The sequence below is a fragment of the Streptomyces sp. NPDC054765 genome (genome assembly GCF_053612065.1).
In genome coordinates this window covers 1-13,071 of the sequence record NZ_JBSHBP010000116.1, presented here as the reverse complement: position 1 = coordinate 13,071, position 13,071 = coordinate 1, and the positions used below count along the sequence as shown (strand labels likewise).

At 70.7% G+C, this 13,071-nt stretch carries 12 protein-coding genes; all 12 read right to left on the bottom strand.

The window, feature by feature from the left end; genetic code table 11:
• Positions 1-110 precede the first annotated feature (110 nt).
• A complete protein-coding gene (locus tag ACWGJY_RS36445; protein ID WP_453265193.1) occupies positions 111-2,744 on the bottom strand; it encodes a RelA/SpoT family protein in 2,634 nt (877 codons plus the stop codon).
• 173 nt (positions 2,745-2,917) lie between these two features.
• Positions 2,918-3,466 (bottom strand): adenine phosphoribosyltransferase, encoded by a 549-nt coding sequence (locus tag ACWGJY_RS36440; RefSeq protein ID WP_453265192.1) that lies wholly within the window; start codon positions 3,464-3,466, stop codon positions 2,918-2,920.
• Complete coding sequence (gene secF, locus ACWGJY_RS36435; RefSeq protein WP_453265191.1) at positions 3,463-4,581, bottom strand: protein translocase subunit SecF; 1,119 nt, start codon at positions 4,579-4,581, stop codon at positions 3,463-3,465. Before secF ends, ACWGJY_RS36440 begins: the two co-directional genes overlap by 4 nt.
• Before the next feature lies 1 nt (position 4,582).
• A complete protein-coding gene (secD, locus tag ACWGJY_RS36430; RefSeq protein ID WP_453265190.1) occupies positions 4,583-6,355 on the bottom strand; it encodes a protein translocase subunit SecD in 1,773 nt (590 codons plus the stop codon).
• Between the two features lie 151 nt (positions 6,356-6,506).
• Entirely contained in the window at positions 6,507-7,043 is a 537-nt protein-coding gene (gene yajC / locus ACWGJY_RS36425; protein WP_453265189.1) for a preprotein translocase subunit YajC, read from the bottom strand.
• A 161-nt stretch (positions 7,044-7,204) separates the two neighbouring features.
• Positions 7,205-8,296 (bottom strand): Holliday junction branch migration DNA helicase RuvB, encoded by a 1,092-nt coding sequence (ruvB, locus tag ACWGJY_RS36420; protein WP_453265188.1) that lies wholly within the window; start codon positions 8,294-8,296, stop codon positions 7,205-7,207.
• An 82-nt stretch (positions 8,297-8,378) separates the two neighbouring features.
• On the bottom strand, positions 8,379-8,999 hold the full coding sequence (ruvA, locus tag ACWGJY_RS36415; RefSeq protein WP_453265187.1) for a Holliday junction branch migration protein RuvA: 621 nt from the start codon (positions 8,997-8,999) through the stop codon (positions 8,379-8,381).
• Positions 8,996-9,574: a crossover junction endodeoxyribonuclease RuvC gene (ruvC, locus tag ACWGJY_RS36410; RefSeq protein WP_453265186.1), complete on the bottom strand. Its 579-nt coding sequence runs from the start codon at positions 9,572-9,574 to the stop codon at positions 8,996-8,998. Before ruvC ends, ruvA begins: the two co-directional genes overlap by 4 nt.
• Before the next feature lie 151 nt (positions 9,575-9,725).
• On the bottom strand, positions 9,726-10,478 hold the full coding sequence (locus ACWGJY_RS36405; RefSeq protein ID WP_453265185.1) for a YebC/PmpR family DNA-binding transcriptional regulator: 753 nt from the start codon (positions 10,476-10,478) through the stop codon (positions 9,726-9,728).
• A 73-nt stretch (positions 10,479-10,551) separates the two neighbouring features.
• Positions 10,552-11,181, bottom strand: coding sequence for a pyridoxal 5'-phosphate synthase glutaminase subunit PdxT (gene pdxT, locus ACWGJY_RS36400; protein ID WP_453265184.1), 630 nt, complete (start codon positions 11,179-11,181; stop codon positions 10,552-10,554).
• Positions 11,182-11,189: 8 nt separating this feature from the next.
• A complete protein-coding gene (pdxS, locus tag ACWGJY_RS36395; RefSeq protein ID WP_453265183.1) occupies positions 11,190-12,101 on the bottom strand; it encodes a pyridoxal 5'-phosphate synthase lyase subunit PdxS in 912 nt (303 codons plus the stop codon).
• Positions 12,102-12,250: 149 nt separating this feature from the next.
• Positions 12,251-12,796 carry a hypothetical protein gene (locus ACWGJY_RS36390; RefSeq protein ID WP_453265182.1) on the bottom strand — a complete coding sequence of 182 codons (546 nt, stop codon included), beginning with the start codon at positions 12,794-12,796 and terminating at the stop codon, positions 12,251-12,253.
• Between the last annotated feature and the right edge of the window lie 275 nt (positions 12,797-13,071).

The window sequence follows — 13,071 nt, the reverse complement described above, 5'->3', positions numbered from 1 at the left end:
GTACGGAGATCCGTACCGGGGCCGCCGCATGTCCGGGACGGCAGCCACCGGGAGGAATCCCTGAGGCGGGCGGCCGCTGCCGCGGGAACGGCAGCGGTTTCCGCCGCGCGTCAGGGCCGGCGGGCCGAGGTCACTCGGTAGACGTCGTACACGCCCTCCACGCCCCGTACCGCCTTGAGCACATGCCCCAGATGCTTCGGGTCGCCCATCTCGAAGGTGAACCGGGAGGTGGCCACGCGGTCGCGGGACGTCTGGACGGCCGCCGACAGGATGTTGACGTGCTGGTCGGACAGGACCCGGGTGACGTCCGACAGGAGCCGTGAGCGGTCCAGGGCCTCGACCTGGATGGCGACCAGGAAGACCGAGGACTGGGTGGGCGCCCACTCGACGTCCAGGATCCGCTCCGGCTGCCGGGACAGCGAGTCGACGTTGACGCAGTCGGCACGGTGCACCGAGACGCCGCTGCCGCGGGTGACGAAGCCGATGATGGGGTCACCCGGCACCGGTGTACAACAGCGGGCGAGCTTGACCCACACATCGTCGACGCCCTTGACGACCACCCCGGGGTCGGCGCTGGAGCGCCGCTTGGAACGCGGCCGGATCGGGGTCGACTCGGCGATGTCCTCGGTGGCCTCGTCCTGGCCGCCGAGCGCCTGCACCAGCTTCTGGACGACGCTCTGCGCGGCGACATGGCCCTCGCCGATGGCGGCGTAGAGCGAGGAGATGTCCGGGTAGCGCATCTCGTGCGCGAGGGTGACCAGGGAGTCGCCGGTCAGGATCCGCTGGATCGGCAGATTCTGCTTGCGCATGGCGCGCGCGATGGCGTCCTTGCCCTGCTCGATGGCCTCGTCCCGGCGCTCCTTGGAGAACCAGCCGCGGATCTTGTTGCGGGCGCGCGGGGACTTGACGAAGCCGAGCCAGTCGCGGGAGGGCCCGGCGCCCGTTGCCTTGGAGGTGAAGACCTCCACCAAGTCGCCGTTGTCCAGGGTCGATTCGAGCGGGACGAGCCGCCCGTTGACCCGGGCTCCTATTGTGCGGTGGCCGACCTCGGTGTGCACCGCGTACGCGAAGTCGACGGGGGTGGCGCCGGCCGGCAGCGCTATGACATCGCCCTTCGGCGTGAACACGAAGACCTCGTTGCGCGACAGGTCGAAGCGCAGCGACTCCAGGAACTCGCCCGGGTCCTCGGTCTCCTTCTGCCAGTCCAGCAACTGCCGCAGCCAGGCCATGTCGTTGACGGTGTCCTGGCCGGCCCCCTTGCCGACGCCCTTGGGCACGTCCGTGCGCACCTTGGACGTGCCGGCCACCGCCTCCTGCTTGTACTTCCAGTGGGCGGCGATGCCGTACTCGGCGCGGCGGTGCATGTCGAACGTACGGATCTGGAGCTCAACGGGCTTGCCGCTGGGGCCGATCACCGTCGTGTGCAGCGACTGGTACATGTTGAACTTGGGCATCGCGATGTAGTCCTTGAACCGGCCGGGGACCGGATTCCATCGCGCGTGGATGGTGCCGAGGGCGGCGTAGCAGTCGCGGACGGTGTCGACGAGGACCCGGATGCCCACCAGGTCGTAGATCTCGGCGAAGTCGCGGCCGCGCACGATCATCTTCTGGTAGACGCTGTAGTAGTGCTTGGGGCGGCCGGTGACGGTGGCCTTGATCCGGGCGGAGCGCAGATCGGCCTGGACCTCGTCGGTCACTATGGCCAGATACTCGTCGCGCTTGGGCGCCCGCTCGGCGACCAGCCGCACGATCTCGTCGTACATCTTGGGGTAGAGGATCGCGAAGGCGAGGTCCTCCAGCTCCCACTTGATGGTGTTCATGCCCAGGCGGTGGGCGAGCGGAGCGTAGATCTCCAGTGTCTCGCGGGCCTTCTTCTCCTGCTTCTCCCGCTTGAGGTAGCGCATGGTGCGCATGTTGTGCAGCCGGTCGGCGAGCTTGATCACCAGGACCCGCGGGTCCTTGGCCATCGCCACGACCATCTTGCGCACCGTCTCGGCCTGCGCGGCCTCGCCGAACTTGACGCGGTCGAGCTTGGTGACACCGTCGACCAGCAGCGCGACCTGGTCGCCGAAGTCGCCCCGCAGGGTGTCCAGGCCGTACTCGGTGTCCTCGACGGTGTCGTGCAGCAGGCCGGCCATGAGGGTCGCCGGGTCCATGCCCAGCTCGGCCAGGATCGTGGTCACCGCGAGCGGGTGGGTGATGTACGGGTCGCCGCTCTTGCGCTTCTGGCCGCGGTGCCAGCGTTCGGCGACCTGGTAGGCGCGCTCGATCTGGCGCAGCGTCGCGGTCTCGATCTTGGGGTCGTTGCCCCGGACGGCCCGCAGCAGCGGCTCCAGGACCGGGTTGTACGGGCTGGAGCGCTGGACGCCGAGCCGGGCGAGGCGGGCCCGTACCCGGTTGGGCGAGCCGGAGCGGCCGGCGGGAGCGGAAGCCGGCGACTTGGGCACGGGAGGCCGGCCGGCCTTGGCGGGCGGCTTGGCGGCGCGGGACGGCGACGCCGGATGGGGCGAGGAGGCGCCGGGTTCCGGCTCGGCCGCCGTACGGGGCCGCTCAGCGGGCGGCCGGGACGCCGCGGGCCCGTCGGCCGGCGGCCGGGGCGTGGCGGTGCCGTCGGACGCACCCTGCCGCTCGGGCTGGGGCGCGTCGGGGGAAGCCGGGTCCGACGGCTTCGGCTCGGCCGGGCGCGCGGCGTCGGATCCCTCCGGGCGCAGTCCGGGGGAGAGCGGCTGGGCCTCGTCTGGCAAGAGCACTCCTCAGGCGGTTCCGGACCCCAGAACCTCGGTCGGGCCGGGGTGCCATCGTATCGACCCTTGGCCCGCCGCTCCCCCGCGGCCGGGGTTCGGTACATGACACAGCAACAGGGGCACCCGAATTCTTCCGGATGCCCCTGTGTGCGCACGTGCGGTGCGAGCGCGGCTCAGACCGTGACCAGAGCCTCCAGCGGAGCGCCCTTCAGGCCCGGCTCCAGCCGCTCCCGGCCGGCCAGGAAGCCCAGCTCCAGCAGTACCGCGACGCCCGCGACCTCGGCGCCGGCGCGGCGGATGAGCTGCAGCGACGCGTCGGCGGTGCCGCCGGTGGCAAGGACGTCGTCGATCACCAGCACCCGTTCTCCCGGGGCCAGCGCATCGGCGTGGATTTCGATCTCGGCGGTGCCGTACTCGAGCTCGTACGCCTGCCGGAACGTCTCGCGGGGCAGCTTGCCCGCCTTGCGGACGGGCACGAACCCGACGCCGGCACGGAGCGCGACCGGGGCGGCGAGGATGAAGCCGCGTGCCTCCAGGCCCACGACCTTGTCCACCCGGTGCCGCCCGCACAGCTCGGCGAACGCCTCGGTCAGCGCGCCGAAGGCGGCCGGGTCGTCGAGCAGCGGGGTGATGTCCTTGAACACCACGCCCGGCTGCGGGTGGTCCGGGACGTCCGCGATCCGGCTGAGCAGCAGCTCGCGCAGGCCTGCCGGGGCGCTCATCGGCGCTTGCCCGACGGGCGGCCGCGGCCGCGGTTGCGGGAGGCGGGCTGCTGACGGGGGCCGACGACCGCGGCGCCGTCACCGTCCTCGGCGTCCACCGCGGGGACCGCATCCTGCGGGTCCTCCTGGCTCACGCCCTTGGCCTCGGCCGCGGCGCGCTTCGCCGTGACCCGCCTGGCCAGCGCCTTCATCTGCGGCTCGCGGCTCTTCAGATCCGCGACCAGCGGGGTCGCGATGAAGATCGAGGAGTACGCACCGGCGGCGAGACCGACGAACAGGGCCAGCGAGATGTCGTTGAGCATGCCCGCGCCCAGGACGCCGCCGCCGACGAACAGCAGACCGGCGACCGGGAGCAGCGCCACGACGGTGGTGTTGATGGAGCGCACCAGGGTGCCGTTGATGCTGCGGTTGGCGATCTCGCTGTAGGTGAAGCGGGTCTGCTTGGTGATGTCCTTGGAGGCTTCCTTGAGACTGTCGAAGACGACGACCGTGTCATAGAGGGAGTAACCGAGGATCGTCAGCAGACCGATGACCGTGCCGGGCGTGACCTCGAAGCCGACCAGGGCGTAGACGCCGACCGTGATCGTGAGGTCGTGGATCAGCGCGACCAGCGCGGCCACGGCCATCCGCCACTCGAAGGCGATGGCGAGGTAGAGCACCACGAGGACCATGAAGATCCCCAGGCCCAGCCAGGCCTTGTTGGCGATCTGCTCACCCCAGCTCGGGCCGACCAGCTGGGTGTTGACGTCCTTGACCGGGACGTTCAGGTCCTTGGCGAGCTCTTCCTGGACCGGCACGGACTGCTTGGTGTCCAGACCGCTGATCTGGATGCGCAGCGCGCTGCCGCCGAGCTTCTGCACCATGGCCTGGTGGCCGCCGGCCACCGACTCGGCCTTGTGCTGCGCCTCCGAGGCGGAGACGGAGGTCTTCGGAGTGGTGAAGACCGCGCCGCCGGAGAACTCGATGCCCATGTTCAGGCCGCGCACCGCCAGGCCGACGATGGCCACGACGGTGATGAGGATCGAGATGCCGTACCAGATCTTCCGCTTGCCGATGAAGTCGTAGCCGACCTCGCCGCGGTAGAGCCGGGCGCCGAGGTTTCCGAGCTTGGACATCTCACGCCTCCTTCGTCTGGGTGGGGGCGGCGCCGCGACGACGGCGCAGCGGCGGCTTGGCGCCCAGGCGCTTGGGGTCGAGGCCGGACCAGGAATGGCCTTCGGAGAAGAACTTCCGCCGGGCGAGCAGCGTCATCAGGGGCTTGGTGAAGAAGAAGACCACGACGACGTCGAGGACGGTGGTCAGGCCGAGCGTGAAGGCGAAGCCCTGGACCTTGCCGACGGTGACGATGAACAGCACCGCGGCGGCCAGGAACGACACGAAGTCGGAGACCAGGATCGTGCGGCGGGCCCGGGGCCAGCCACGCTCCACGGCCGGGCGCAGAGTGCGTCCCTCGCGGATCTCGTCCCGGATGCGTTCGAAGTAGACGATGAACGAGTCGGCGGTGATACCGATGGCGACGATGGCGCCACAGACCGCCGGCAGGTTCAGCGCGAATCCGATGGCGGGGCCGAGCAAGGTCATGATCGTGTACGTCAGGACCGCCGAAACCCCCAGGCTCGCCAGCGCGACCAGCGCCAGACCCCGGTAGTAGGCGACGAGGTAGATGACGACCAGTGCGAGGCCGATGGCGCCGGCGATCAGACCGGCGTGCAGCTGCTCACCGCCGAGCGCCGCGGTGACCGTGGTCTCGTCGTCGATCTTGAAGGAGAGCGGCAGGGCACCGTAGGACAGCATGTTGCCGAGGTCCTCGGCGGACTGCTGGGTGAAGCCGCCGGAGATGGTGGCTCCGCCGCCCATGATGGCCTTGTCGACCGAGGGAGAGGAGACGACCGCGCCGTCCAGGACGATCCCGAACTGGTTCTGCGGCGGCGCCTTGGTGGCGAGCTTGCCGGTGATGTCCCCGAACTTCTTGCCACCCTCGGAGGTGAAGTCCATCTGGACGATCCAGCCCTGGCCCTGCTGGGCGTCGAAGACGGCCTTGGCGTTGTTGACGTCCGTGCCTTCGACGCCGACGGGGCCGAGCGCGTACTTCTGCGTGCCGTCCTGCTTGCACGCCACGATCGTGTCGGACGGCTTGGCGTTGGCGGCCTTCTCACCTGCGGCGGCGCGGCCCTTCTTGGTGGAACAGTCCAGCGCGTTGAGCTGCTTTTGGAGGGCCGGCGGAATCGCCGCGCCACCCGGAGGCGCCGGCGGCGCCGGGGGCGTGGAGGGCTTGGCCGTGCCGGAGGGGGTGGGCTTGGCGGAGGGTGCCTTCTTCAGCGAGTCGGTCACCGCGCGGCCCTGCGTCGACGGCTTGGAACCCGGCGGCTGCGAGGAAGAGGCGTGCGGCCCGGTGCCTGCCCCGCCCGTGGCCTTGTCGCCCTTGCCGTTCGCGCCGCTCTGGGAGGGGCCGGGCGTGGGCTGCTCGGGGGTCTTGGCGCCCGCGGTGGTGGTCAGCACCGGCCGGAAACCGAGCTGGGCGGTGGTACCGACCTGCTGGCGCGCCTGCTTCGCGTCCGTCCCCTTGGGGATGTTCACGATGATGTGGTTGCTGCCCTGCGTCTGGACCTCGGACTCGGTCACACCGAGACCGTTGACCCGCCGCTCCATGATGCCGGCGGCGGTGTTCATGTTGGTCTCGTTGATCGCGTTGGGCTTGCCTGGCTGGTTCTGGGCCGCCAGCGTGAAGCTGGTGCCGCCGGCCAGGTCGATGCCCAGTCGCGGCGTCAGCGTGCCGGAGTAGAACATGCCTCCGATCAGCCCCGCCATGGCGATCAGGACCAGGATCAGGGTGCGGCCCGGATGCCCCTGGCTCGCGGGCGCCCTGCGGCCCTTCTTCGGTGCTGCCACCTTCTCGTATCTCCCTGTCCAACCCCTCGGCCCGGGATGCCGGCCGAGCGGCCACGAAGTCTTGTGGGGACGTGCCCCCGCCGGAGCCTAGACCGTCCCGGAACCGCGGTGCACGACACACCACGCGTGCTCCGCGGTTCCGTGGGGCGGGCTACTTGGCTTCGTCGTCGCCGGACTTCTTGTCGTCCTTGGCGGTGTCCGCGTCCGCCTTGGCGGCCTTGGCGTCGTCGGCGGCCTTGGCGTCGTCGGCCTCACCGGCGGCGGGCTCGTCCACGGCGGGCTCGGCGGCCGGGGCCTCGGCCTTGCCCAGGTCGATCTTGTCGCCCTTGTCACCCTTTTCGGTGGCCTCGCCGGTCAGCGAGGAGGCGTCGTCCGGGACGATGGGCTCGTCGCCGTGGATCGGGTCGGCACCGTCCAGGATGCGGTTGTACTCCTCGTCCGCGAGCACGGCGCCGATGGCGTTCTTGGCGTAGATCGCGTGCACGCCGGGAGCGACCTCCAGGAGGACGGTTTCCTCGTGGATTTCCTTGACGGTGGCGTACATGCCGCCGATCGTCCGGACGCCGGTGCCGGCCTGCATTTCATTGCGCATCTGCACGGCCGCCTGCTGCTTCTTCTTGGCAGACCGGGTCATCAGGAACATGGCCCCGATGATGACGATGAAGGGGACGAGAGTCACGATACTCACGGGACGGAAATCCTTCGCACGACCGCTGATGCACGGTCTCATATACGGGGGTGGGTATGCCGTCCATACGGATGGCATCGGCGGAGTCTAAGCGAGTCCCCACCAGTGGAACAACGCCCAGCATCCCACCGCAGTTCCTGACCGGGCGACTCCCCGCGCCGTCACGCCCCGAACAAGCCCTGCTGCCCACTTCCGCCTGATTGCTGCTGCGGCGGCACGAGCCCCAGATGAGCCCACGCCGCCGGAGTCCCGATCCGGCCCCTGGGGGTCCTGGCCAGCAGTCCTTCCCGTACGAGGAAGGGCTCGGCGACCTCCTCGACGGTCTCGCGCTCCTCCCCCACCGCGACCGCGAGGGTGGACAGGCCCACTGGTCCGCCGCCGAACAGCTTGAGCAGGGCAGTGAGCACGGCGCGGTCGAGACGGTCCAGGCCGCGGGCGTCGACCTCGTAGACCCCGAGGGCCTGGGAGGCGATCTCGCGGGTGATCAGGCCGTCGGCCTTCACCTGGGCGTAGTCGCGGACCCGGCGCAGCAGGCGGTTGGCGATACGGGGCGTGCCGCGGGAGCGGCCGGCGATCTCGGCGGCGCCCTCGGGTTCTATGTCGACGTCCAGCAGCCCGGCCGAGCGGTGGATGACCCGCTCCAGCTCGGCGGGGGCATAGAACTCCATATGGGCGGTGAAGCCGAAACGGTCGCGCAGCGGGGGCGGCAGCAGACCGGCCCGGGTCGTGGCGCCGACCAGGGTGAACGGCGGCAGCTCCAGGGGGATGGCGGTGGCTCCCGGGCCCTTGCCGACGATCACGTCGACGCGGAAGTCCTCCATCGCCATGTAGAGCATTTCCTCGGCGGGCCGGGACATCCGGTGGATCTCGTCGAGGAAGAGGACCTCGCCCTCCTGGAGGGAGGAGAGGATCGCGGCGAGATCACCGGCGTGCTGGATCGCGGGGCCGGAGGTGATCCGGATCGGGGCGCCCATCTCGGCGGCGATGATCATCGAGAGGGTCGTCTTGCCCAGGCCCGGCGCCCCGGACAGCAGGACGTGGTCGGCGGTGGCGCCGCGGGCGCGGGCGGCGCGCAGCACCAGGTCGAGCTGTTCGCGCACCCGCTCCTGGCCGACGAATTCGTCCAGGTCCTTGGGCCGCAGCGCGGCCTCGACGGCGGTGTCCTCGCCGTCCGCGTCGGCACCGACCAGCCGGTCGGGCGCGGCCGTGGCGGCGTCCTCGGCGGTGTGCGGTGCGGTGTCGTCCCAGTTCACTGCGGATTGCCTCGCGGGGTCGGGGCGGCCGGGCCGCCTGCGGGGTCGTACGGTCGGGGGCGCGGGGCCCGGCCGGCGGGGGTCATCGTGCCCGGTTGAGGGTCTGCAGGGCGGCCTTGAGCAGCTGCGGCACCTGGGGCGTACCCCCCTCGGCGACGGCGGCCTCGGCCCGCGGGGCGACCGCGGCGACCGCCTCGTCCGCCTCGCGGGTGGCATAGCCGAGGCCGATCAGGGCGGCGTGCAGCTGATCACGCCAGCCGGCCGTGACGGCGCTGCCGACGCCCGCGCGGCCGGTGCCCACCGGCTCGCCGAGCCGGTCCTTGAGCTCCAGGAGCAGCTTCTGCGCGCCCTTCTTGCCGATGCCCGGCACGGCGGTCAGGGTCTTCTCGTCGCCGGTCGAGACGGCCAGGCGCAAGGTGTCCGGGGAGTGCACGGCCAGCATCGCCTGGGCGAGCCGGGGGCCGACGCCGCTGGCGGTCTGCAGCAGCTCGAAGGTCTGGCGCTCGTCGTCGTCGGCGAAGCCGTAGAGGGTGAGCGAGTCCTCGCGGACGACGAGGGAGGTGGCGAGCTTGGCCTGCTGTCCGATACGGAGGGCGGACAGGGTGTTCGGCGTGCACTGGACGGCCATGCCGATACCGCCGACCTCGACGACGGCGGTGTCCGGGGCGAGGGCCGCAACCGGGCCGGAGACGAAGGCGATCATCGGGTGCCCTTCTGGGGAGCCGTCCGGCGCGGGCCGGCGGACGGGACGGTGGCGGAAGCGGCGCGGCGGGCCGCGGCATGCGCCTGCTGGAGGCGGTTGACCGCGGGGGCGCGCCAGATGTGGCAGATGGCGAGGGCCAGGGCGTCGGCGGCGTCGGCCGGCTTCGGCGGCGCGTCGAGCCGCAGCAACCGCGTGACCATTGCCCCGACCTGGGCCTTGTCGGCCCGGCCGGAGCCGGTGACGGCGGCCTTGACCTCGCTGGGGGTGTGCAGGGCGACCGGCAGTCCGCGGCGCGCCGCGCACAGCATGGCGACCGCGCTGGCCTGGGCGGTGCCCATGACCGTACGGACGTTGTGCTGGCTGAAGACCCGCTCGACGGCGACGTACTCCGGGCGGTGCTCATCGAGCCAGGCGTCTATCCCGCGCTCGATCTCGACGAGACGGTGGGCGATATCCGCGTCCGCGGGGGTGCGGACGACGCCGACGCCGACCATGGTCAAGGGGCGCCCCGCGACCCCGTCGACCACGCCGATCCCGCAGCGCGTCAGCCCCGGGTCCACCCCCAGCACCTTCATCGGTCCCCGCCCCTCGCACTGTCGGTCAGCTGTTCGTCATCGGAGAGCGGATGCCCTCTGATCAGCACAGTAGTGGCTGCCACTGACAAACCGACGGGCCGACGGGGTGTGTCCCCGTCGGCCCGTCAGTCGACCGAGTGTGCCACGCCTGTCAGGCGTCGACCTTGGCCATCACATCGTCCGAGACGTCGAAGTTGGCGAAGACGTTCTGCACGTCGTCGCTGTCCTCCAGCGCGTCGATCAGCTTGAAGATCTTGCGCGCGCCCTCTTCCTCCAGCTCGACCTGCATGGTCGGGACGAAGTTGGCGTCGGCGGAGTCGTAGTCGATACCGGACTCCTGGAGAGAGCTGCGGACCGCGACCAGATCGGTGGCCTCGCTGAGCACCTCGAAGGACTCGCCGAGGTCGTTGACCTCCTCGGCGCCGGCGTCCAGGACCGCGCCCAGGACGTCGTCCTCGGTCAGTTCACCCTTGGGGACGATCACTACGCCCTTGCGGTTGAACAGGTACGACACCGAGCCCGGGTCGGCCATCGAACCGCCGTTGCGGGTCATGGCGACGCGGACGTCCGAGGCGGCACGGTTGCGGTTGTCGGTGAGGCACTCGATGAGCACCGCGACACCGTTGGGGCCGTACCCCTCGTACATGATGGTTTCGTAGTCGGCGCCGCCGGCTTCGAGGCCCGCACCGCGCTTGACCGCGGAGTCGATGTTCTTGTTGGGCACCGAGCTCTTCTTGGCCTTCTGAATGGCGTCGAAGAGGGTCGGATTGCCCTCGGGGTCGGCGCCGCCGGTCCGGGCCGCGACCTCGATGTTCTTGATCAGCTTCGCGAAGAGCTTGCCGCGCTTGGCATCGATCACGGCCTTCTTGTGCTTCGTCGTAGCCCATTTAGAGTGGCCGGACATCCGCCTGTCTCCTTCGCGTAACCAACGTCTGAAACGAACGCCTCAGATCCTACCGGGGACGGATCACACGGTGTCACTCCCGCCCATCACCCGGCCACCGTCCCGGAGGGAGTCCCTGGGCGCGCCGCACCATGTCCACGAACAGCGCGTGGACCCGGTGGTCACCGGTGAGTTCCGGGTGGAAGGACGTGGCGAGGACGTTACCCTGCCGCACGGCCACGGTGTGCCCGTCGTACGTCGCCAGGACCTCGACGGCGCCGCCGACCGACTCGACCCACGGCGCCCGGATGAAGACGCCTTCGACCGGTCCGCCGGGGATCCCGGCGATGTCGATGGCCGCCTCGAACGACTCGTTCTGCCGCCCGAAGGCGTTCCGGCGCACGATCATGTCGATGCCGCCGAACGTCTCCTGGTCCTCGCGGGCGTCCAGCAGCTTGTCCGCGACCATGATCATGCCGGCGCAGGTGCCGTAGACCGGCCTGCCCGCGCGGACGAAGGCACGCAGCGGCGCCAGCATGCCGAAGACGATCGCCAGCTTGGACATCGTGGTGGACTCGCCACCCGGTATGACCAGGCCGTCGATCTCGTCCAGTTCCTCGGGACGGCGTACCGGCCGGGCCTGGGCGCCGGCGTCCGCGAGCGCCTTGACGTGCTCGCGGACATCGCCCTGAAGGGCCAGCACACCGATGGTGGGAGTGCTCATCTACGTCCCTACCAGCCGCGGTTGGCGTAGCGCTCGGCCTCGGGGAGGGTGTCGCAGTTGATGCCGACCATGGCCTCGCCCAGGTTGCGGGAGACATCCGCGATGACCTTCGGGTCGTCGTAGAAGGTGGTGGCCTTCACGATGGCGGCGGCTCGCTTGGCGGGGTCACCGGACTTGAAGATGCCGGAGCCGACGAACACGCCCTCGGCGCCGAGCTGACGCATCAGCGCGGCGTCGGCCGGGGTGGCGACGCCACCGGCAGAGAACAGCACGACCGGCAGCTTGCCCAGCTCGGCGACCTCCTTGACCAGCTCGAACGGGGCACGCAGCTCCTTGGCGGCGGCGTACAGCTCATTGTTGTCGCAGCCGCGCAGCTTGGCGATCTCGCTCTTGATCTGGCGCATGTGGCGGACCGCCTCGACGACGTTGCCGGTGCCGGCCTCACCCTTGGAGCGGATCATGGCCGCGCCCTCGGCGATACGGCGCAGCGCCTCGCCCAGGTTGGTGGCACCGCACACGAAGGGGGTGGTGAACGCCCACTTGTCGGAGTGGTTGACCTCGTCGGCCGGGGTGAGGACCTCGGACTCGTCGATGTAGTCGACGCCGAGCGACTGCAGGACCTGGGCCTCGACGAGGTGGCCGATCCGGGACTTGGCCATGACCGGGATGGAGACGGCACCGATGATGCCGTCGATCATGTCGGGGTCGGACATCCGGGCCACGCCGCCGTCCTTGCGGATATCGGCGGGGACCCGCTCCAGGGCCATGACGGCGACGGCGCCCGCGTCCTCGGCGATCTTCGCCTCTTCCGGCGTGACGACGTCCATGATCACGCCGCCCTTGAGCTGCTCGGCCATCCCGCGCTTGACGCGCGCGGTTCCGGTCTCGGGGTTCTGGGGCGTGGTGGGCGTGCTGGACACGTGTGACCTCACTCAATGCGGGTGGCTGTGCTGCTGCGCCCACACAACCGTTGGTGAGTGGCCCGGGAAAAGGGCCAATTAGAGGTCAGTGGCTCGTCACCGCCGGCAGTCGCAGCTCCGGCGCTCGTGGACCGGCGCCGCCTGCCCGGTCAGTTCCCGGCCGAGCGGTCGTCCAGGACGGCCGGCGGCTCGTCGTCCATTTCGAAGGCGAGCGGGAAGGGCGCGTGTCCGGCGAGCCGGAGATAGCGCACCACCCGGTGGCGGCGGACGGCGCGGGCTGCCCGTACGACGTCGTTGTGGAAGCGGCGGGCCATCGGGACCCGGCGCACCGCGGCGGTGAGTTCGGTGACCGTGCGCTCACCACCGGGCGCCTCCCGTACGGCCTCCAGCGGCGCCTCCTCGGCGAAGACGGCCCGCAGCGCCTGGCTCAGCTCACTCTCCGCGACCTCACGGTGGTCCTCCTCGGCCTGCCGGGCCTCGTGCGCGGCCTGGTAAAGGACGATCGAGGCGGCGGGATCGAGAATCCCCGAGGTGCCCACCTCCTGCGCGACGGACGCGCGCCGGAGCAGCTGGGCGTCGAGGGCCGCCCTGGCCGCGTCGATGCGGGCGTGCAGACGGTCGAGGCGGCCGGCCGTCCAGCTCAGATAGATGCCGATGAGGACGATCGCGGCGGCGATCCAGATGAACGTGGTCACGGCGGGTCACATTACGCGTCCGCTGCGGTTTGCCGCCGCCCCACGTTTTCGGCTTTCCCGCCGCTCCGCTGCGCTTTGTCGCCGCCCCACGTTTTCGGCTTTCCCGCCGTGGGGCTTTGTCGCCGTTGCGCCTGCGGCCCTTCCGCTGCGCTGAGCCGTGCCGACGTTGTCGGCTTTGTCGCCGTTGCGCCTGCGGCGGGCCGGGTCCGCTGCGCGGGGCTGTCGGGTGCGGTGACGGTCCTGCGGGGCAGGGGTGTGGGACTGCTGCGCTTTAC

What these genes read in the sequence shown, in the direction of transcription:
- pdxT (WP_453265184.1), bottom strand. Translation starts at nt 11,181, where the DNA reads ATGAGCACTCCCACCATCGGTGTGCTGGCCCTTCAGGGCGATGTCCGC.
- ruvA (WP_453265187.1), bottom strand. Translation starts at nt 8,999, where the DNA reads ATGATCGCCTTCGTCTCCGGCCCGGTTGCGGCCCTCGCCCCGGACACC.
- ruvC (WP_453265186.1), bottom strand. Translation starts at nt 9,574, where the DNA reads ATGAAGGTGCTGGGGGTGGACCCGGGGCTGACGCGCTGCGGGATCGGC.
- ACWGJY_RS36440 (WP_453265192.1), bottom strand. Translation starts at nt 3,466, where the DNA reads ATGAGCGCCCCGGCAGGCCTGCGCGAGCTGCTGCTCAGCCGGATCGCG.
- ACWGJY_RS36405 (WP_453265185.1), bottom strand. Translation starts at nt 10,478, where the DNA reads ATGTCCGGCCACTCTAAATGGGCTACGACGAAGCACAAGAAGGCCGTG.
- secF (WP_453265191.1), bottom strand. Translation starts at nt 4,581, where the DNA reads ATGTCCAAGCTCGGAAACCTCGGCGCCCGGCTCTACCGCGGCGAGGTC.